The sequence below is a fragment of the Erythrobacter sp. 'gip.4 top 5' genome (assembly GCF_056495765.1).
The window spans coordinates 788,115-807,275 of record NZ_CP200270.1; the positions used below are offsets into that span (position 1 = coordinate 788,115).

General features: G+C 59.2%; 17 protein-coding genes and 2 pseudogenes. 10 read left to right on the forward strand and 9 right to left on the reverse strand.

Features of this window, described 5'->3' with window-relative positions; genetic code table 11:
• The first annotated feature begins 155 nt into the window (after window positions 1-155).
• Complete coding sequence (locus ACRANW_RS03820; RefSeq protein ID WP_479433222.1) at window positions 156-1,541, forward strand: class I SAM-dependent methyltransferase; 1,386 nt, start codon at window positions 156-158, stop codon at window positions 1,539-1,541.
• Between the two features lie 28 nt (window positions 1,542-1,569).
• On the opposite strand, the gene ACRANW_RS03825 is transcribed toward ACRANW_RS03820, so the two are convergent.
• A complete protein-coding gene (locus ACRANW_RS03825; RefSeq protein WP_479433223.1) occupies window positions 1,570-3,372 on the reverse strand; it encodes an SLC13 family permease in 1,803 nt (600 codons plus the stop codon).
• Window positions 3,373-3,600: 228 nt separating this feature from the next.
• Between ACRANW_RS03825 and ACRANW_RS03830 the strand changes: the two genes are divergently transcribed.
• The 3 genes from ACRANW_RS03830 (at window position 3,601) to ACRANW_RS03840 (ending at window position 7,355) form a co-directional block, all read left to right on the forward strand.
• Window positions 3,601-4,698 (forward strand): AI-2E family transporter, encoded by a 1,098-nt coding sequence (locus tag ACRANW_RS03830; RefSeq protein ID WP_479433224.1) that lies wholly within the window; start codon window positions 3,601-3,603, stop codon window positions 4,696-4,698.
• Between the two features lie 78 nt (window positions 4,699-4,776).
• Window positions 4,777-6,090 carry a hemolysin family protein gene (locus ACRANW_RS03835; RefSeq protein ID WP_479433225.1) on the forward strand — a complete coding sequence of 438 codons (1,314 nt, stop codon included), beginning with the start codon at window positions 4,777-4,779 and terminating at the stop codon, window positions 6,088-6,090.
• Window positions 6,087-7,355 (forward strand): hemolysin family protein, encoded by a 1,269-nt coding sequence (locus ACRANW_RS03840; RefSeq protein ID WP_479433226.1) that lies wholly within the window; start codon window positions 6,087-6,089, stop codon window positions 7,353-7,355. The genes ACRANW_RS03835 and ACRANW_RS03840 overlap by 4 nt, the downstream gene beginning before the upstream one ends.
• Window positions 7,356-7,479: 124 nt before the next feature.
• Here ACRANW_RS03840 and ACRANW_RS03845 read toward each other — a convergent pair whose 3' ends face one another.
• The gene (locus ACRANW_RS03845) at window positions 7,480-7,713 is read right to left on the reverse strand and encodes a hypothetical protein (protein ID WP_479433227.1); all 234 of its coding nucleotides are present in this window, start codon (window positions 7,711-7,713) and stop codon (window positions 7,480-7,482) included.
• A 169-nt stretch (window positions 7,714-7,882) separates the two neighbouring features.
• Here ACRANW_RS03845 and ACRANW_RS03850 point away from each other — a divergent pair, with 169 nt between their 5' ends.
• Window positions 7,883-8,488: a recombinase family protein gene (locus ACRANW_RS03850; RefSeq protein WP_479433228.1), complete on the forward strand. Its 606-nt coding sequence runs from the start codon at window positions 7,883-7,885 to the stop codon at window positions 8,486-8,488.
• A 263-nt stretch (window positions 8,489-8,751) separates the two neighbouring features.
• Complete coding sequence (locus tag ACRANW_RS03855; RefSeq protein ID WP_479433229.1) at window positions 8,752-9,981, forward strand: tyrosine-type recombinase/integrase; 1,230 nt, start codon at window positions 8,752-8,754, stop codon at window positions 9,979-9,981.
• Between the two features lie 640 nt (window positions 9,982-10,621).
• On the opposite strand, the pseudogene ACRANW_RS03860 reads toward ACRANW_RS03855, so the two are convergent.
• Window positions 10,622-11,403, reverse strand: a pseudogene (locus tag ACRANW_RS03860) (IS5 family transposase).
• Between the two features lie 254 nt (window positions 11,404-11,657).
• On the opposite strand from ACRANW_RS03860, the gene ACRANW_RS03865 reads away from it, so the two are divergent.
• Window positions 11,658-12,221, forward strand: coding sequence for a fasciclin domain-containing protein (locus tag ACRANW_RS03865; RefSeq protein WP_479433230.1), 564 nt, complete (start codon window positions 11,658-11,660; stop codon window positions 12,219-12,221).
• 231 nt (window positions 12,222-12,452) lie between these two features.
• On the opposite strand, the gene ACRANW_RS03870 is transcribed toward ACRANW_RS03865, so the two are convergent.
• The 3 genes from ACRANW_RS03870 to ACRANW_RS03880 all read right to left on the reverse strand — a co-directional run bounded on the left by ACRANW_RS03870 (window position 12,453) and on the right by ACRANW_RS03880 (window position 14,531).
• Window positions 12,453-12,899: a DUF6538 domain-containing protein gene (locus ACRANW_RS03870; RefSeq protein WP_479433231.1), complete on the reverse strand. Its 447-nt coding sequence runs from the start codon at window positions 12,897-12,899 to the stop codon at window positions 12,453-12,455.
• Window positions 12,803-13,729 carry a DUF6538 domain-containing protein gene (locus ACRANW_RS03875; protein WP_479433232.1) on the reverse strand — a complete coding sequence of 309 codons (927 nt, stop codon included), beginning with the start codon at window positions 13,727-13,729 and terminating at the stop codon, window positions 12,803-12,805. Before ACRANW_RS03875 ends, ACRANW_RS03870 begins: the two co-directional genes overlap by 97 nt.
• A 211-nt stretch (window positions 13,730-13,940) precedes the next feature.
• Complete coding sequence (locus tag ACRANW_RS03880) at window positions 13,941-14,531, reverse strand: recombinase family protein (protein WP_479433233.1); 591 nt, start codon at window positions 14,529-14,531, stop codon at window positions 13,941-13,943.
• A gap of 103 nt (window positions 14,532-14,634) precedes the next feature.
• On the opposite strand from ACRANW_RS03880, the gene ACRANW_RS03885 reads away from it, so the two are divergent.
• Window positions 14,635-14,838 (forward strand): hypothetical protein, encoded by a 204-nt coding sequence (locus ACRANW_RS03885; RefSeq protein WP_479433234.1) that lies wholly within the window; start codon window positions 14,635-14,637, stop codon window positions 14,836-14,838.
• Window positions 14,839-14,841: 3 nt separating this feature from the next.
• On the opposite strand, the gene ACRANW_RS03890 is transcribed toward ACRANW_RS03885, so the two are convergent.
• The 3 genes from ACRANW_RS03890 to ACRANW_RS03900 form a co-directional block, all read right to left on the reverse strand.
• Window positions 14,842-15,096, reverse strand: coding sequence for a hypothetical protein (locus tag ACRANW_RS03890; protein ID WP_479433235.1), 255 nt, complete (start codon window positions 15,094-15,096; stop codon window positions 14,842-14,844).
• Between the two features lie 78 nt (window positions 15,097-15,174).
• On the reverse strand, window positions 15,175-15,648 hold the full coding sequence (locus ACRANW_RS03895) for a hypothetical protein (protein WP_479433236.1): 474 nt from the start codon (window positions 15,646-15,648) through the stop codon (window positions 15,175-15,177).
• A 208-nt stretch (window positions 15,649-15,856) separates the two neighbouring features.
• The gene (locus ACRANW_RS03900; RefSeq protein WP_479433237.1) at window positions 15,857-16,327 is read right to left on the reverse strand and encodes a hypothetical protein; all 471 of its coding nucleotides are present in this window, start codon (window positions 16,325-16,327) and stop codon (window positions 15,857-15,859) included.
• 6 nt (window positions 16,328-16,333) lie between these two features.
• Between ACRANW_RS03900 and ACRANW_RS03905 the strand changes: the two are divergent.
• Window positions 16,334-18,088 (forward strand): annotated as a pseudogene (locus ACRANW_RS03905) (class I SAM-dependent DNA methyltransferase); the annotation flags it as partial.
• A gap of 154 nt (window positions 18,089-18,242) precedes the next feature.
• Window positions 18,243-19,085: an NYN domain-containing protein gene (locus ACRANW_RS03910; protein WP_479433238.1), complete on the forward strand. Its 843-nt coding sequence runs from the start codon at window positions 18,243-18,245 to the stop codon at window positions 19,083-19,085.
• Window positions 19,086-19,161: the final 76 nt, after the last annotated feature.

Genomic DNA, 19,161 nt, shown 5'->3' on the forward strand with positions numbered 1-19,161 from the left:
AACGGCGTCTTCGCAGATGCAGCAAACTTTGGCCGTTCACCGAACAGCAGCGCCACGTTGCTCCGGAAAGGCCCTTAGGCAGGCGCGATCTGACTTTTACATTTATGGTTAATATTCCTGGCTAGCCGGGCGATCACGCTCGTCGGGGGAACCACATGACTGAACTTTCGCCAGACGTTGCAGCCGCCCGCATTTTGCTGGAAGAAGCGATGCAATTGCACGAAGCCGGCAATCTTGATGCGGCGCAGCTGCGTTACCGGATGGTTATCGATCAGGATTATCGCGTAGGCGAAGTCCTTCCGATCCTTGCAGGGATCCTGGGCCAGCGCGGCGATCATGACGAAGCGCTGGCGGTGTGGGCAAGGTTGCTGGCGCTGGTTCCCGATCATGCGGTCGCGCATCACGAAATGGGCCTGATCCATGGCACTTTCGGCCGCTATGACTATGCGATCAAGGCCTTGCGAGCCAGCTGCGCGGCCGATCCTGACAATCCTGTCGCCGCGAATAACCTCGCAGTGATGCTGGCCGATGCCGGACGCAAGAACGAGGCGCTGGAGCAATTCACGCATGCACTGGGGTTGCAGCCGGGCAATATCCATATCGAGCACCAAATCCGCCGATTGAGCGCCGAACTGGTGCCTTTCTGGCATATCCCGATGCTCAACGACACGCGGCGCAACGATGCCTTTGAGGCCGCAATCGTCGCTGCCGTTGCCGCCGCCGGACCGGACGTCAGGGTGCTGGATATCGGCACCGGCAGCGGTCTGCTTTCGATGATGGCCGCCCGCGCCGCGGCGCAGCGCGTCACCGCTTGCGAAATGGTGCCGATCATCGCGCAGATGGCCCGCAGGATCATCGCGGACAACGGTTATCCCGATCGCATCACCGTTCACACCGCCGCGTCCAACGAATTGCAGGTGGGCGAACATCTGGACGCACGTGCCGATATTCTGGTCTCGGAGATCCTCTCCAGCGAGCTGCTGACCGAACGCGTGATCGATACCTTTGAAGATGCCCATGCGCGGCTGCTCAAGCCCGGCGCCATCGTTATTCCGCGTGCGGCTTCGGCGATTGGCTGCCTGGTCGAAAGCCGGGTGCTGGCCGATTATGTCTTCGTTGAAACGGTATCGGGTTTCGATGTCTCGCGTTTTGGCGCGCTGGCGGCGCAGAAGCTGCCGATCCACGGTACCATGACCGACTGGAGGCGTCTGTCTGGTGACGTTGAGTTGCTGCGGATCGATCTCACTCGCACGCGCCACCCCAGCGATCTGCAACTGCTCAGCATCGATGTCATGGCGGATGGCATCGCAGCGGGTATCGTCCAGTGGATGCATGTTGATCTGGCTGACGGGATCACATTCGATAATCACCCGGACGGCTATACAGATGGCGGCTGGCTGCAAGTGCTGCACACCTTCCCCCATCCGGTCGCAGTGCAGGCGGGGGATGTGTTGAATGTCGCCGTGGGTCACGACCGCGTGACTCTGATCCTGCGCCCAGTGGGCGTGACCGCCGCAGCAGCGCAAGCGCGGGTCGCCTGATCGCGGGATTTGTTGTGCTGCCAGGCAACTACAGTTTGTAGGTCAGCACCAGCAGAATCGAAAGCGTCGTCACCATGATCGCCACCAGCGGGACGCCGGTTCGCATGTAGTCGCGAAACTCGTACGATCCTGACGCCATGATGAGCATGTTGGTCTGATAGGCCATCGGCGTTGCGTAACACAGGTTTGCGCCGAACAGCACCGCGAGAACCAGAGGCTCGGGCGGCAGGCCGAGCTGGCTCGCAATGGCGAAGGAAATTGGCGTGCCGACGGTTGCCGCCGTGGCATTCGACGCGAAATTCGTGAGCAAGGCCACGAACAGCATGATTGCGGCCAGCACGCCAGCCGTGGGAAGATATTGCAACCCGAAAGATAGCAATTGCCCCAGCCACATGGCCGCGCCGCTTTCATCAACGATCCGCCCGATCGCGATGCTGGCAGCGACCAGTACGATGACAGTGGCCGAAAGCGCCCGCCCGACCCGGTCGAATTTGACACATCCTGTCAGGAACATCAGGATCGCGCCGCCCAGTGATGCGATGGCGATCGGCAACAGGCCAACCGAAGCGGTGCCGACCGATCCCAGCATGATCGCTCCGGCGAGGATCGCTTTTGAGCGGCGCGGCAGCTCTTTCATGCCCTCCAGCACCAGCAGGCCATCGGCTTGCGCAAACAACTGCAACTCAGCCGGCAGCCCCGTCACCAGCAGCACGTCTCCTTCGGAAAAGCGCAGGTCTGCGCCTTCACCATCGCGGGCTTTTTCGGCGCTCCGGCGGTCTGATCGATGGACGCCGATTACCGCAACACCGTAAAGATCGGCGATCCCTGCATCGGGAAGCGAGCGATTGATCAGGCGCGAATCGCTGGTAACGGCCATCTCGACCACCACAATGTCCTGGCCGCCTTCCTGCCCTTTGCGCTTGATTTGATCGAGCACCCAGGCCGGCGCGGCTTCGCCCTTCAGCAGCCGCAAGGCTTCTTCCAGCGCCTCATGCGGCCCTGAGATGCGCAGGCGTTGCAGCGGCCGGATCGGGCCCGTTGGCGGATCGTGAAACTCGATGTCGTCAGGCAGGCGGGGAAGGATCTCGGACAGTTCCTTGCCACTCAGGATACTGTCTTCATTGATGGTCATCCGCGCCAGAAAGCGACGCTTGATGCCCGCCTCGTCAGCGGAATTGTCGCGCAGCAGGCGCGGCATGACCAGCCAGATATAGGGCAGCGCGACAAGCGCTGCGACCGCCACGATCGGGGTGTAATCGAAGACACCGATCGGGCGCATCCCAAGATCGGTCGCGATGGAGACAACCAGGATATTGGTCGATGTGCCGATCGTGGTGGCCATTCCTCCGATCAGGACCGCCGCGTTCAGTGGAATGAGGGTCTTGGATGCCGGCATCGCGCCCCGCGCTGCCAGCGTGACGAAGATCGGCAGCAGCAACACCAGCACCGGCGTGTCATTGACCGCCATCGACAGCAGCATCGCGAGCACTAGCGAAACCAGCAGACCAAGTTGGAGATTGTATTTGAACACCTGCTCAAGAAACCGCGCTGCAGGCTCAAGCGCCCCGGTCACCACCAGTCCGCGGCCCATGATCATCAAGGCACAAATGGTGATCAGTGCGTAATGGCCAAAGCCGGCGAAGGCGAGCGTCAGGCCGTCTGTCTGGCTGGCGCCAGGCAAGGGGAAGAAATAAAGTCCGACCGCGATCACCGCGATCGTGACAAGCGAGACGATCTCGACCGATAACCGGCCGCGCGCAAAAGCGATGAACATGGCGGCGGTGACGACGAGCGCCGCGATCGCGTGCGGGTTGGGGATACCGGGCATCATGGATGCCTACGATTCGGCAAATCGGCACGAAAACACAAGGCGTTTCGGAGCCGGAGATAAATTCTGCCGCAACAGGGCATGTCTTTTTTCGCACGGCACACGGAGCGCTCCATTGCTACCAACAAGGGTTATTAGTCTGGATAAGCAAACCGTCTAGATTCGTGATCCGACGGTCGCGCCTGCAAATCGCGCCTCCCCAAGCGATGTTGCGCAGGCTATTAACTCGGGATGGATCACCCGACCAATCAGCCGCCCATCGACACGGCGCGCTCCCACCTGGGCGAGGCACAACCTTTCGTCCTCAGGCCCGGCGCTGTTGCGCTGGCTGCCGTGATAGTGCTTTTGATCGCGGGATTGGGCTGGCTTGTTGTCGAGCTCAACCGCTTTTTCTTGCTGGTTTTCGCGAGCATCGTTCTGGGCGCTGTGTTCGATGCGATCACGGGCCGGATTTGCCGTGCAACCGGAATGGGCCGCTCGCTCGGGCTGGCGCTGGCGATCTTCACTTTTCTCGGCGTGTTTATTGGCGCCTTTGCGTTGTTCGGCACGCAGATCGCCTATGAGTTCGACACGATCCGGCAAACCCTGCCCCAGGCCATCGAAGGGCTTCGCGGTTTTGTGGAACGTTACATTCCGGGCACCAGTCTGGACGAGCTGGCCCAGATCGGCAGCGATGATATGTCGCGCCTGGTGAGCCAGGCGGGCGGGTTTGCCGTGGCTGCGGGCAATGGCCTTGCGGATTTTGTGCTGGTGCTTGTCGGGGCGATTTTCATGGCTGCCAACCCGGATGTCTATCGGCGCGGCTTTTTGCTGCTGGTTCCGGCAAAGGCTGAACCGGTTGCGGCACAGGCACTGGATGATGCGGCAGCGGGCCTGCGCGGATGGATGATGGGACAGGCGATTTCGTCGCTGGTGGTGGCCGCGTTGACCTGGGCGGGCCTGGCCTTATTGGGCGTGCCGGCTGCCGGCGGGCTTGGCACGATTGCCGGATTGCTTGACATTATCCCGATGGTCGGCCCGATCATTGCCGGCGTTCCGGCGGTTCTTCTGGCCTTCACGGTTTCGCCGATCACCGCTTTGTGGACATTGCTGCTGTTTCTTGGCGTTCAGCAATTGCAGGGCAATGTCCTGCAACCGATGATCCAGAAACACGCCGTCGATATCCCGCCGGCGGTGCTGCTGTTTGCGGTCTTGGCGTTCGGGTTGCTGTTCGGATTTCTCGGGGTGCTGCTCGCAGCGCCGCTGACGATTGTCACCTTCGTGTTCGTTCAGCGGGTGTATGTCAGAGCGATCTTGGCTAAGCCTATGCCGCTGGATGAAACGGAATAGACAGGCTTGAGGCCAGCAAGGCGTTATGCAGACCTGTAGAACCTGTCCCGCTGCCGCGCGATATGTGAATGGATCTTGATGAGTATCGCTGACGTCTTGCTACCACTGGCTGTCATCATGCTGATGGTGGCGGCCAATGCCCTGTATGTCGCGGCAGAATTTGCCACGGTCGGCTCGCGCAAGTCGCGGGTGCAGGAAATCGCCGCCAATGGTAACCATTCGGCCATTGCTTTGCTGGCCATCCTGCAGGATCCCAAGCGGCTGGACAATTATGTGGCCGGTTGCCAGGTGGGCATCACGCTCAGCAGCCTGATTGCCGGTGCCTACGGGCAGGCGCAGCTTACGCCCTTGCTGACTCCCTGGCTCGGCCTGATCGGCGGGGCTGTGGCCGCGATTGTCATCGTGTTGATGGTGGTCACAGTGCTGCAGGTCCTGTTTGGCGAGCTTTTGCCCAAGACTGTGGCGCTGCGGTATCCCGAGCAGCTGGCAATGGCGACGATGTGGCCGATGACCATCAGCCTGCTGGTGTTCAAACCCCTGGTTTTTGTGTTCAACGGAACAGCCTTTGCGGTGATGCGCCTGTTTCGGCTTAACGGCGATCACGGCCACTCCCACGTCCATTCGCCCGAGGAACTTGAAGGGCTGTACCGCGAAAGCGCGGCTGGCGGCCTGATCGATGCCGATGAACGCAAGATGCTGGCCGGTGCGCTGGGAGTAAGCGGGCGCACGGTGCGCGAAATCCTGACACCGCGCACACGAATGATCACGGTTGCCGCCAAGGAAACTGTCGGTGCAGCCTTGTCGCGGGTGGCAGAGGAGCCGTTTTCGCGGTTCCCGGTGACAGGCGCGAGCTCCGAGGACATTGCCGGCATTGTGCATATCCGCGCGCTGTTCGCAGCCTTCGAGCGCGATGCGACTACGCTGGTCGAAACCGTGATACGGCCACCGCTTGTGGTGGCCGAGATGATGACCGTGCCGAAACTGTGGCAAATCCTGCGCCAGAATGGCAGGCGCACGGCCATCGTCGTCAACGAATACGGATCCGTCGCAGGCATGGTAACGCTGGAAGATGCGTTGGAAGAGGTGTTTGGTGAGATCCAGGATGAATTCGATCAGGAAGAAGATCCGGTCATCGCCAAAGCCGACGGACGCAGCGTGCGCGGGGATGTGAGCCTGTCTGCGCTGGCCGACCGCTACGATATCGATCTGCCCGACGACCGCGCCGACACGATCGGCGGGCTGGTCTGGCACGAGCTGGGCCGTTTGCCGTCGGCTGGCGACGTCGTGCCGCTGGCCGGCACGCGCTACACCCTGACTGTCGAGGCGATGGCAGGCTATGCCGTTCATCGGGTGCTGGTTCGCCAGGACGTGCAGGCGGAGCAGGAGACATGAGCGAATATCTCCTGCCGATCATCATCATCATCGTGCTTGTCGGGATCAACGGCGTCTTCGTGGCCGCCGAGTTCGCCTTGGTCGGATCGCGCCGCAGCCGCCTGGACACGCTCGCCAAGGGCGGTAGCGGGGCGGCTGGCTGGCTGGTGCGCGTGTTCGATCGCAAGGGCGGCAAGGATTCCTACATCGCCATCGCCCAATTGGGCATCACGCTCGCCAGTATTGGACTGGGTATGTACGGCGAGCCAGCCGTTGCCGCGTGGATCTATCCTGCGCTGGAGCGCTGGGGGATGTCCTATGATCAATCGCACCTGGCCGGGTTCATCATCGCGCTGGGCGGCATCACCTATCTCCACGTCGTATTCGGCGAGATGATCCCCAAGGCGCTTGCCCTGCAACTTCCCGAACAGACCAGCCTGTCCGTTAATCCGGTGATGCGTTTTTTCGGGTTTCTGTTCCGGCCAATGGTGTTCGCGTTGAACCAGATTGCCTTTGCGCTGATGCGGATGCTGGGCATCCCCGATCCCGGCAAAAGCGCCTCACTCTACACCAGCAAGGAGCTGGAAATCGCGACCGACGAAGTTGCCGCCAGTGGCCAGTTTGAGGATGGGCAGCGGATTCTGATCGAAAACATTTTTGAGATGGAAGACCGCACCGCCGAAGAACTGATGACATCGCGATCGCGCATGAAGGCCATCGCGCTGGGCACCCCGCTGGCCGATCTGGTCGAACTGATCGCCGCGTCACAGCAAACCCGCTATCCGGTTTACGCAACGTCGCTGGATGATATCGGCGACGTGTTTCATGTGAAGGACTTCATCCGCGCAAGTACATCTGGGAGCGATCAGACCTTGTCGGCCATGACTCGGCCCCTGCCACGGGTCGCGGCGACCACGTCGGCGACTGAGCTGCTGGCCCTGTTCAAGAAGCAACGCATTCACGCCGCGCTGGTCGTCAACGAACACGGCGGCACGCTGGGTTTTGTGACGCTGGACGATCTGGTGGAAGATTTGATCGATGAGGATCTGGGACCGGATTCCGAGTGGATTCGCAAATTGGCCGATGGCGGTTTCCTGCTCGACGGAGAAGTCACCCTGGCCGAACTGGCGGAGGATTACGCGATCGCGCTGGAAGAAGGTGACATCGTTACCATCGCCGGGCTTGCCCTGGCACGGCGCGGGATTGTCCCGGAACAAGGCGAGACAATCGATCTGCCGGTATATCATCTGACCATCGAACAGACAGAAGGGCACTACGAAGTTTAACAAGCACTACACCCACCTGATCGGCGACCTCAAACCAAGTGGTGAGGAGTTCGATTGCGCTGTTCACCTCGACCGCATGGATCAGGTGCGATTCTGGATTAGGAATGTGGAAGGCAAGAGTGGGTCATTTTGGCTCCAACTGCCCCAGCACAAGTTCTATCCCGATTTTGTGGCGATGCTCCATGATGGTCGCATCCTTGTCGTTGAATACAAGGGCGGCCACCTTTACCCCAGCGAAGGTGATAAGCGAATGATCGGAAACATCTGGGCAGACGCCAGCGATGGCAAATGTTTGTTCTGCATGCCCACCGAACGCAACTTCGCCCTGATTGGCACGACCATCGCGAAATCCCCCCACTGACCTTCACCCCTCGACCCATTCCAATAACCCTGCTGGAATCGTGGTCGTGGAAGTGGCGGAAAACCGTCATTCGGGGTCGGTCTGGAATCAGCCGAAAAGACCATTCCAGATATGGATGTCATTGGAAAAACATTGACGGATTCTCGATCTGTGGGAGTCCGTATGGATGACCAAACGCGTAGCGATTTACACCAGAGTCTCGACCTCGGATGGCAAGCAGACCATCGACAACCAGCTTCGTGACCTGAACCTTGCAGCCGAAAGGATGGGGTGGGAAATCGTCGCACATTACTCCGATGAAGGAATCAGTGGCGCGAAGGGCAGGGATCAGCGCGCTGGTCTCGACGCGATGTTGAAGGCCATCACTCGCAAGGAGTTCGATATGGTCGCGGCATGGTCAGTGTGCCGCTTGGGTCGATCATTGCAGCACCTCGTGTCCTTGCTTGGAGACCTCAATGTCAGGGGGATCGATCTCTACCTGCATGTCCAAGCCCTCGACACCAGCACGCCGAGCGGGCGGGCGATGTTCCAGATGTTGGGAGTCTTCTCTGAGTTCGAACGAGCCATGATCAGCGAGCGTGTAAAAACCTCCCTCGCCCGCGTTCGGGCATCGGGGAAGACGCTCGGGCGCAAACCCCTCGATCCCAAGATCGTCCACAAGGTTGAACAGTCGCTTTGCCAAGGCGTGAGCATCAACGAGACCGCGAATGCGTTGAAGATCGGTGTCGGAAGCGTCCATCGCATCAAGATAAAGATGGCTCAAGCCGCATGATCGAGGACGACGGCCAGCCCCCCACCGATATGGCGGCGGTTCGGTTCCCGCTACCCGCTCCAGCCCTCCCTTCCCAAACAGCCCCAGAAAGTCTATAAAACCCTTGGAAATCCGAGGGATTTGGACCCTCGGTCGTCCGAGAATGTCCCTATTCTTCCCGCTGCATCCGGGGCCCTTGGGGGCCACATCGCGGGGCCAAGGCATTTCGGGCAATTGGATTGGCCCCCACGTGGGGGCCACCTGCTGGGAAAGGACCGAGGGCCATGCCGCTGACAGATGTTGCGATCCGGAACGCCAAACCGCGCGAGAAGCCCTATAAGGTAGGCGACACTCTAGGCCTATTCCTGCTGGTGCAGCCTTCCGGCGGCAAGCTGTGGCGGGTCAAATACCGCATCGACGGCAAGGAGAAGAAGCTGGCGATCGGCATCTACCCTCAGGTCGGGCTCGCGGAGGCGCGGCGGAGGCGTGATGCCGCCCGTGAGCTAGTGGCAGCTGGCAAAGATCCCGGTCGCGAAAAGCAACGCGAGAAGGTGCGTTCGCGCATTCAGGCCGAAACGACCTTTGACGCTATTGCCGCTGAGTTCTGTGCGAAACGGCGGCGCGATGGTCAAAAGGCCTGGGCGGTGAGCACGGCCACGCGCAGCGAATACCTGCTATCGCTGCTCAAGGGATCGATCGGCAAGCTTCCCATCACCGACATCGAACCTGCCGACGTGTTGATTGCCGTCCGCAAGATCGAGCGCAAAGGCCAGTTAGAAAGTGCCCGCCGCACCCTTCAGCTGGCGGGTGCGGTGTTCCGGTATGCGGTGGCAACCGCCCGCCTCGCCTCGGACCCGACCCGCGACCTGCGCGGCGCGCTGACCGCGCCGACGGTCACCCACTACGGCGCGATCATTGACCCGGCGCGGGTGGGCGAGTTGCTGCGCGCCATCGACGGCTATGAGGGGCAACCCATCACCAAGCTTGCAATGCAATTGGCCCCGCATGTGTTCGTCCGCCCCGGCGAACTTCGTCATGCAGAATGGAGCGAATTCGATTTTGAAGGCGCGTTGTGGACCATCCCTGCGGGCAAAACCAAGATACGCAAGGATCACCTCGTCCCGCTCTCACGCCAGTCCATTGCGATCCTCGAAGACCTCCGCACGCTGACCGGTCCCGATGGCTACGTCTTCCCCTCGATCCGCTCCCGCAAGCGCCCGATGAGTGACAACACGATCAACGCAGGCCTGCGCCGTTTGGGCTACTCCACCGACGAGATGACCGCCCATGGCTTCCGTGCAATGGCCTCAACTCTTCTCAACGAAAGCGGCAAGTGGCACCCCGACGCGATCGAGCGTGCCTTAGCCCATGGCGATAGCGACAGGATCCGCGCCGCGTACCACCGGGGCGCACACTGGAAGGAGCGCGTGGCCATGGCGCAATGGTGGAGCGACCACCTCGACCAACTGCGCAAGGGTGCCGAGGTCGTGCCGATCAAGGCGGGGAAGCGGTGATCGGCAAAGAAAACCGCAACTCGTCTACGATCCGCATGTAATCGAAGAATTTCGACTTCTATTCAGATTGTTATGGCCAAGCGAGTTGCCCGCAACTCGCCGCAAACCCGCATAACTCGCAGGCGGATCATTTGTGCACAAACCGTGTTTCCATCGAAATATCAGAGATATGCAACCCGAATTCGCGGGGTAGGGTGTGCTCACTGTTCCTCAATTGCGCGGTTCGGATTCAATGCCTCTGACGCCTTGAGCTCGGAACTCTCAGACATTCGCCCAGGACGGAGCCTCCGGCAGGTTGGGCTGAAAAGCCGGGATCGAGTTCTGGCGGTTGAACGGCACGCAAAATGTCAGCGATTCGCCACTTGCCGAATGGAATGCTTGGACGGGGCAGACAACAGCAGCTCGATCAGCCAGTCGAAAGTGGCAGCTCTCGACCAGACCCGGTCATTCCCGAGCATCAACGGCAAAGTCTGGTTTCACCGAAAGCCGCCATGCAGCTGTTGGGATCGCGCACTGGCCACGCTCATGGCCGCAGATGGGTGGGTTTGCGACTGTCCGCTTTTGTCGAACCGAGCACTTGACCTTTATGATAGATGTTGAGGTCAAGAGGAGACGGGCAAGCCAGCGCCGAAAGCTTCTCCTAGCCCGTGTTGACAAAAGACTTCAGCCACAGGCGTGTGGCGGCGAGGTTGAGGAAGCTCTCGAAGGAGAGGACGGTCTTGTCGTAGCGGGTGGCGATACGGCGCTGTTGCTTGAGCTTGCCGAACATGCGCTCGACGCGGTTGCGGTCCCGGTAGCGGCGATAGTCGGGATGCTCGGGCACCTTGCGGTTCGAACGGGGCGGGATGATCGGCAGGATGCCCCGGATCAGCAGGCTCTCCCTGAAGCGATCACCGTCGTAGCCTTTGTCGGCAAGCAGCGCCTTGGGCGCGGCGACCGGGATCTCCATCAATGGCTCGGCTGCGGTGTAATCGGAGGCTTCGCCGTCGGTTAGGATGAAGCCGAGAGGCAGTCCCTGATTGTCACAGCGGGCGTGGATCTTGCTCGTAAAGCCGCCGCGTGATCGACCAAGAGCGTTCGCAAAAGCCCCCCTTTTCCGCCCGCCGCCGATACATGGCCGCGAACGCTGGTGCTGTCGATCATGTGCTGCCAGTCGTCGGTCAGCCCGAGATCAACCAGCGTTTGCAACAGCGCATCCCAGACACCCTGTTCGGCCCAGCGCCGGAACCGGACATAGACCGAGTTCCACTTTCCGTATCGCTCATGCATGTCGCGCCAAGGGCAGCCGACCCGCAACACGTGCAACATGCCATTGAGAAAGCGCCGATTATCCCCTGCGGGACGCGCCCAGCGGCCACGCTCAGGCGGCAGCAGCGGCCCGATCAGTTCCCATTCCGCATCCGACAAGTCTCCGCGACCCATGACTGCTCCTCAAAAAGCAGTCTTGGAAGCGAAGCTGTGCAAAGCACAATCAGAACAAAGCGAATTTGGGAATCCCTTTTGTCAACACGGCCTAGACGGTGACGGACTTCGTTGATCCAGTCGCTTCACCGCGTGCGGGCGGCAGTTCATCCAAAAATTGCGCGCACCAGCGAAACTATGACGGGTGATACCCATTAACTCGCCACAATAATGAGAGACGCAGAACTAAATTTCCCCATTACGGAGAGTTTCCAATGACCTCGAAGATCACGTTCAACGCGCTTATCGCAGCCGGCCTGATGGCCACCACCGGCCTCGTTGCCGCACCTGCAATCGCCGATAACCACGCCGGCCATGCCGCTGCCAAGGCCGAAGCCAACATCGTTGAAACCGCGCAGTCCACTGGCATGCACAACACCCTGGTCGCAGCCGTGACAGCTGCCGGTCTTGCCGACACACTCTCTGGCCCCGGCCCACTGACCGTTTTCGCACCGACCGATGCCGCTTTCGCCAAATTGCCGGCCGGCACGGTCGATGAACTGGTGAAGCCGGAAAACAAGGCGACCCTAACCACCATCCTTACCTACCACGCCGTGGCAGGAAAGGTGACGGCTGCTGACCTGATCGAGCAGATCAACGCAGGCGGCGGTTCGGCCACCATCCCGACCGTGGCCGGCACCGACCTCACCGCCACGCTTGAAGGCGAAAGCGTCGTGATCACCGATGCCGCGGGCGGCAAGACCATGGTGACCAAGGCTGACGTCATGACCTCGAACGGCGTCGTGCACGTGACCGACGGCGTGTTCATGCCCGGCTGATAAACTGGTAACCCCCGAGCGCCGCTACGTCTTCATCTCCCTTCCCCCCTCGGAGATGAGCAGCGCTTTTTCTGCCCCGTCCGGCCTACCTCAAGGCCGGGCGGGGTTTTGCTTTGTGGACTCCCGACCCCGGCGATCCGCGCTGCATAGGCAAGCGCGCCAATAAGATTGATTACACCGGTCAGCTGGCAAATGACGATCGGATCGGTGTCTATGCTGCTTTTCAAGGGGCTAGATGATCGGCCACGCGCGGTAGATGCTGTAACTGCTGGTCGCGATCAACACTATCGCCACAGCAATCAGCAAGGGGCGCGGACGCACCCTACTGGCAAGGATCGTCTTCGGAGACGCTTCCTGAGATCGTCGCTCAATCGACTTCTCAACTGTCGCGGGCACTGAGGCTGAGGGGAGCAACCGACCCTCCACCTCCAAGCCGATCTCAAGACGCTTTGCCTCGAACATCGCATCAACCTCAGCAGCGACCTTGCGGCTCAACCTGACCGCCAACGATCTGCTGTCCGTTCGCAGGGAACGATTCACATGCTCGCGCCCAAATGCCTTCCTGAGATCGACGGGAACCTTCACCCGAAGATGTGTGAGCCGACGACCGAATAGCCATTCTCCTCGTCCTTGCAGCCCGTGTAGATCGGCGCGTTGAAGATGCGCTGCAACTGCCATAGCTCGAAGGGCTTGCGGCGATCTTGTGGGTGAATCGTGTCCGCGACTTGAAGCCCTCGCGCAGGGTTGCGCCCTATGAGTTCCTCAGTGACCGCCCAGTTCATCATGGTGGCGAAGCGCGCCATGTAGGCATTCAGGTTTGTCGCGTTGATCGTTCGGATTGAGGGGTCTGATTGCGCAGCCTTCGCGGCATCGCGCACGCGCACGCCGCCGAATTTCTTTGCCATATTGACGGGGAGCCAGCGCAGGGTTTCGAGCAGGTCTCGGCACTGGTCGCGGGTAATCTTCGCAATCGGTGTATCGGCTCCGAGCAAATCCTCCACCACGCGGCGCGTTGTCTGGTGCGCGAGCATTGTGCGCGCTGAGCGACGCTTCGTAGGATCGGCAAGGTATCGGTCGTAGACCTGCGAAAGCGTCGGACCAATCGTCGCGGGAGACGCTCTTTCAGATCGTTGCTTAATCGTTTTCTCAACTGGCGACGGCACTTTGGATGAGGGGAGCAGCCGACCCTCAACCGCCAGCCCGATTTCAAGACGCTTTGCCTCGAACATCGCATCAACCTCCGCAGCGACCTTGCGGCTTAACCTGATGGCGAGCGATCTGCTGTCAGTTCTCAACGAGCGGTTCACATCAACCCGCCCCAGAGATTCCCGAAGATCGACAGGCACTTTGACTCGAAATTGATACACCGCCCCTCTCAGCCACAATCCCCGCGCAGACCTTTGGTGTGACGATCCGGTGTGACAGTCGCGGGAACGATTTCCCGAACGATTTGAGAGCGTTGATAAGGATTCCGAGTCAGCAAAGTGTGACACCTTGGTGTGACCCACGCGCCAGATTCCCCCTGCTGTGAGGCAGTTTTCGCAGCTATTTCAGGGGTTTGTTGAGGCTTGGAGCGGGTAGCGGGAGATTGCCCTGAGGCTCGATTGGATTCCCGATCTGGATGACGGTTTTCTACCGTTTCTGGATCATTTGGATGGGGAGACGGTGAAGGGAACCGAACCGCTGCACGGTCGGTAGCTGGCTGGTTATCGTCGTCGATCATGCGGCTTGAGCCATCTTCGTTTTGATGCGGTGGACGGTTCCAACACCGACCTTGTGACGCTTTGCGGTAGCGTTGATGCTGATCCCTTGGGAGAGCGTCCGCTGGATTTTCTCAACGATGATCGGGGGCAGCGCTGGGCGTCCCGCCTTTTTGTTCGAGCGCGCCAAGCCAGCCATGATGCGGCTGCGGATCATCTCACGCTCAAAATCGGCGAACACGCTCAGCATGCCGAACATGGCGCGACCACTGGGCGTGCTGGTGTCGAGCGCCTGCTGGTGAAGATACAGATCGACCCCCTTGGCATTGATCTCATTGAGGAAGGTCACAAGGTCTTGCAGCGAGCGTCCGAGACGATCCACCGACCAGCTTGCGACCAGATCGATCTCGCGGCGGGCAATGGCTTTCATCAGCGCATCGTAAGCGGGACGCTGATCCCGACCTTTGGCACCGCTGATCCCTTCATCACAAAACTCGGCGACGATCTCCCAGCCATTGCGCTCGGCGACGGCAATGAGTTCGCGGCGTTGGTTTTCGGTCGTTTGGGTATCCTGCGATACGCGCAGATAAAAAGCTGTTCGTTTGCCCATTCCAGAAGATTCTCATATTTCTGCAACGCGTCAAGCAGTTCTTTTAGTTCGTCTTTTTCCTGATCCTGCGATAAATCACGGACTGCACCAGCGGGAGACAAGCATGCCGAAGACGCCGATCTACAACGCCCGCAAGCTCGTCATGGGCTACATCGAGGACGACGGCAAAGGCAGGCAGACCGCTTTCGATGAGAGGATGCTGATCGTCGGATATTATGAAGCGTCCTCGAACCAGACCTTCAACAAGAACCGCACCCTCTACGGGCAGGGCAACCAGTTGATGGCGCTGATTCCGCAGCGACCATAGCCCTCATAACTCGCAGTCGATGATCTCGACGGGCTGGGCGAGATGCTCATCATAAGCATCCCTGACCTGATGCTCGTTGGCACCATCGGGCAAGACCGTCTCAGCCATCATCATGTTCAGATAGCCGATGAGGTCATCGAGGGCATCGCGGCGACTAAACGAAGCAACCACACGGCGGCATGGGGGCAGGTCTCCGACGATGCTGATGTAGATCGTTTGGCAGGCGTGGAAGGTGGACTGGTCGGGGGGATATTCCATGTAATCTCTCAGGATGGATTATGTCCTGAGTTTACCAAAGGGGTGGTCGCGTCCGCATTATTCATCTGATGTGGCGTGCTATTTTCCCAACTCGCCAGCCTGAACAGGGGTGAAGTGCAGGCTTAGGAGTTCGCCATCACCATAGCGGATCGGGGCGAAGCGGGCTTCGATGTGCGTGATCCGACCAGTCTCGATCATCCTCGGGATCGCCCAGAAGGGCGCGGTCGGCATGTAGACCATGCAGCCCCGATAATCCTTGCGCAGGTTCATCATCAGCAGGAACGGACGATCCTTCACGACAGAGGGCTCGCTGTCCTCGAACGCATGCGCGCACCCCAGCGTGATCTCGACCTTCTGCCCGAGGTGCTTCTTGTGGCGCTTGCTGATGTCCTCGATGATCGCGGTGATGTCGATCAGCGCCTCGTCCTGCACTGGCATGTCGTGCGTCCGATTTTGCGCGATGTAATAGGACTGCGTGAAGCTCTCGATCCGCGCGACCAGTAGCTCGGGGTCAGGTGGCGGGATTTTCCTGCGCGCCATGGCGGTGATCATAGCCCGTCTTCGCCATCCGTGCCCCGCACCATTTCAACTGGTTTGCGAACAACCGAACTCGGCATCCCAAAATCGCGCATCAGAGCCATTTCTTGAGCCCAATTGCAGGATGGGTTTTGGAATCCGCGTCCGCAGCCCGACTATCAGAGTGGCGGAACGACTGTGCAGGGTGAGGAGGCGAGGGAAGAGGTCGAACACATCACTTCATTCATCTAAACCCCCATTTCCTTAACTGAACTCGTTCGAATCCGAACTGGGAGAAGGCGAGACATCTTGATGTCGCGGATTCGAACCAGTTCTGGTGGGTGCCCTCGCGAACACCAACGTTGGTCTCGCCTTCCTTGTATCCTGCGGGACCGTAGTCGAAGTCTTCGAGCGGCCCGCAATCCTTCGGCGTGAATGTGAAGCGGGGTGCCAGCACCTGCTCCATCAATAAACTGGCAGCGATGGCCTTGAGCGTGTCGTTGATCGCGCCCGCGACCGCCGCTTCTGATGGGTCGGGCTCGGCGATGAGGTTAGTAAAGGTCGCGCTTTCTTTCCCCGGCGCGTCACGAGTGGCGCGCCCGATGATCTGGATGATTTCGGTGAGGCTCGACCGATAGCCGACAGTCAGGGCGTGCTCGCACCATATCCAGTCGAACCCTTCCTTCGCCATGCCGAGCGCGATGATGATGTCCACATGGTCAAGCTCCTGAATCTCCGCACCCGCATGGCGAAAATCAGGGTGTTCGATCCCGCCTGCGGTAGCGGCAACTTCCTCGTCATCGCTTACAAGGCGATGCGGGAGATTGAGGCTGAGATCAACCAGCGGCGCGGCGAGCCCGACCGCAAGACCGAGATTCCGTTGACCAATTTTCGCGGAATCGAACTGCGCGATTTCCCCGCCGAGATCGCCCGCCTCGCACTCATTATCGCCGAGTATCAGTGCGATGTGCTCTATCGCGGGCAGAAGGAGGCGCTGGCTGAGTTCCTGCCGCTGAACAACGAGAATTGGATCACCTGCGGCAATGCGCTGCGGCTCAATTGGCTGGATATCTGCCCTCCGACAGGCACAGGTGTGAAGGTGCGTGGGGATGATCTGTTTCAAACGCCGCTCGACCAGTCTGAGATCGATTTTGAGAACGCAGGCGGTGAGACCTACATTTGTGGCAACCCGCCGTATCTCGGCAGCACATGGCAAGACAAAGAGCAAAAAGCTGACCTTGCTGATCTCTTTTCTGACTACACAAAAAACTGGAAATCACTCGATTATGTTGCGGGTTGGTTTGCACAGGCTGCGGCTTATCTGAACAAATCAGAAGCGGCATTCGCATTTGTGGCAACCAATTCCATTAGCCAAGGAGAGCAGGTCCCAGTTTTGTGGCCCATATTGTTCAAGAAAAATCTTGAAATTTCTTTTGTTTATCCCAGTTTCAAGTGGAAAAATCTCGCGAGCCACAATGCGGGCGTCACCGTTGCGATAATCGGAATGCGGTTGCAGAGCAGTGCAGGAAAGACAATTTACGTCGTTGGCGACGATGGTGATGTGGTTGCGAAGTCCGCTGACAGCATTAACGCATACTTGGTTGGCGGCCCTAACCTCATTGTCGAGAAAGTTAACCGAAGCCCTAGTGACCGAGCGCTGATGGTCTGGGGGAACAAGCCAACAGACGGCGGCAATTTTTTTCTCGATTTTGGTGCGATGACCGCACTCATTGGCGAATACCGCGAGGCCGCATCGGTGATCCGTCCCTACTTCGGTTCTGCGGAGTTCATCCGAGGAACACAACGCTATTGCCTGTGGATCGAAGATTGTGATTTGCCGAGCATTGGCCAAATTGACCCCATTGCAACGCGGATTGAGCAGGTTAGGCGTCTTCGAGCGGAGAGCAAGGCTGCTGAAACAAGGCCAGCGGCTGAGTTTCCGCACAGATTCCGACAGATTCAGGGTGTTTCCGATCGCCTAGCGATGATAATTCCAAGGGTAAGCTCTGAGCGTCGCGAATATCTTCCTGTGGGCCTTTTGCCAGAGCGTTCAATAGTCGCAGACAGTGCGTTTGCGATCTACGATGCTCCACTTTGGAATCTTGCGCTGATAGCATCTAGATTACATCTTGTCTGGGTCTCGACAGTTTGCGGGAAGCTTGAAACTCGCTTCCGTTACTCAAACACCCTCGGTTGGAACACTTTCCCGCTCCCCAAACTGACCGAGCAGAACAAGTCCGACCTCACCCGCTGCGCCGAGAACATCCTGCTCGCGCGCGAGGCGCATTTCCCCGCCACCATCGCCGATCTCTACGATCCCGACACCATGCCCGCAGACCTCCGCCGCGCCCACGATGAGAACGACGAAACCCTCGAACGCATCTACATCGGACGCCGCTTCCGCAACGACACCGAACGCCTCGAAAAACTGTTCGAACTCTACACCAAGATGACCACAAAGGGGAAAGCGGCGTGAACGGAAAAAATGAAACGAAACTGCAATCCGTTTGCAAAGTAGCAATGTCTCTCATATATCGAATGGTAATCCGCCCCTTGAGAGTAGGTTCACTCGGAAATCCAGAGTGCTACCGAAATCTTGGGGCTTCGTCGTTTATGGCGGGTGCGCGCTGATGGATCGCGGCATCGCAATCATGATCGACGGGGGTTTCATCACGAAACGCCTTGCCCGAATTGTTGAGCAACCAGAAAAGCTTACGCCCGTCGCGATGTGCGGGGTAATCCGCTCGATCTGCCGCAAGCATATTCAGAAGCTCACGGGCGACGATGACAGCAACTGGCATCGGCACGTCTATCGCATCTTCTATTACGATGCGCCGCCGTTCGAGGGACAGGCTCACCATCCAATCTCAGGCAAGCAAATCAATTTCAAAAAGAGTGATTTGGCCGCCTTCCAGATTGAGCTTTTCCATCATCTGAAAAAGCAGCGGAATATGGCACTTCGCCTCGGAACTCTGAGCAATATCAGCGGGTGGACTCTCGATCATAAGATGCTTGCCAAGCTTCTGAGGGTGAAGCCGCGTCTTGCAACGCTGGCGGAATTGCCGCGTGCTGAGGATGGCAGCCTAATCCTCGATCAGGAAACCGCAGATGGGCTCCTCAAGGAAGCCGCCGAATGGGCGAAACTTGAAGACTGGATGGTCAAGCTCGACTTGCGCCAGAAGGGCGTTGATATGCGGATCGGTTTGGATATCGCATCGGTTACGCTCAAGAAGTTGGCACATACGATCGTGTTGATCGCTGGGGACGCCGACTTTGTGCCTGCGGCTAAGCTGGCCCGAAGGGAAGGCGTCCAGTTCATCCTTGACCCCCTTTGGCAAAAGGTAAGCGAGGAACTCTTCGAGCATATTGATGGATTGCAAACCGTCCTTGCGCGCCCCGGCGAGGTGGTGCGCCGAGCAAATCCAGCGCTCAACGAAGCAGTTAACGGAAATGTGGGAGGCGCAGCATCATGACCACATCCAAGCCCATTCCCGCCGTATCATTCCAGACCGCCCGCACAGGCGCATCCACCAATGCCAATGAGATGGG

Excerpts from the sequence above, each read along its gene's own strand:
- ACRANW_RS03850 (WP_479433228.1), top strand. The coding sequence starts at position 7,883 with ATGACCAAACGCGTAGCGATTTACACCAGAGTCTCGACCTCGGATGGC.
- ACRANW_RS03835 (WP_479433225.1), top strand. The coding sequence starts at position 4,777 with ATGAGTATCGCTGACGTCTTGCTACCACTGGCTGTCATCATGCTGATG.
- ACRANW_RS03865 (WP_479433230.1), top strand. The coding sequence starts at position 11,658 with ATGACCTCGAAGATCACGTTCAACGCGCTTATCGCAGCCGGCCTGATG.
- ACRANW_RS03870 (WP_479433231.1), bottom strand. The coding sequence starts at position 12,899 with ATGGCAGTTGCAGCGCATCTTCAACGCGCCGATCTACACGGGCTGCAA.
- ACRANW_RS03840 (WP_479433226.1), top strand. The coding sequence starts at position 6,087 with ATGAGCGAATATCTCCTGCCGATCATCATCATCATCGTGCTTGTCGGG.
- ACRANW_RS03890 (WP_479433235.1), bottom strand. The coding sequence starts at position 15,096 with ATGGAATATCCCCCCGACCAGTCCACCTTCCACGCCTGCCAAACGATC.
- ACRANW_RS03855 (WP_479433229.1), top strand. The coding sequence starts at position 8,752 with ATGCCGCTGACAGATGTTGCGATCCGGAACGCCAAACCGCGCGAGAAG.
- ACRANW_RS03820 (WP_479433222.1), top strand. The coding sequence starts at position 156 with ATGACTGAACTTTCGCCAGACGTTGCAGCCGCCCGCATTTTGCTGGAA.
- ACRANW_RS03885 (WP_479433234.1), top strand. The coding sequence starts at position 14,635 with ATGCCGAAGACGCCGATCTACAACGCCCGCAAGCTCGTCATGGGCTAC.
- ACRANW_RS03830 (WP_479433224.1), top strand. The coding sequence starts at position 3,601 with ATGGATCACCCGACCAATCAGCCGCCCATCGACACGGCGCGCTCCCAC.
- ACRANW_RS03895 (WP_479433236.1), bottom strand. The coding sequence starts at position 15,648 with ATGATCACCGCCATGGCGCGCAGGAAAATCCCGCCACCTGACCCCGAG.
- ACRANW_RS03825 (WP_479433223.1), bottom strand. The coding sequence starts at position 3,372 with ATGATGCCCGGTATCCCCAACCCGCACGCGATCGCGGCGCTCGTCGTC.
- ACRANW_RS03880 (WP_479433233.1), bottom strand. The coding sequence starts at position 14,531 with ATGGGCAAACGAACAGCTTTTTATCTGCGCGTATCGCAGGATACCCAA.
- ACRANW_RS03910 (WP_479433238.1), top strand. The coding sequence starts at position 18,243 with ATGGATCGCGGCATCGCAATCATGATCGACGGGGGTTTCATCACGAAA.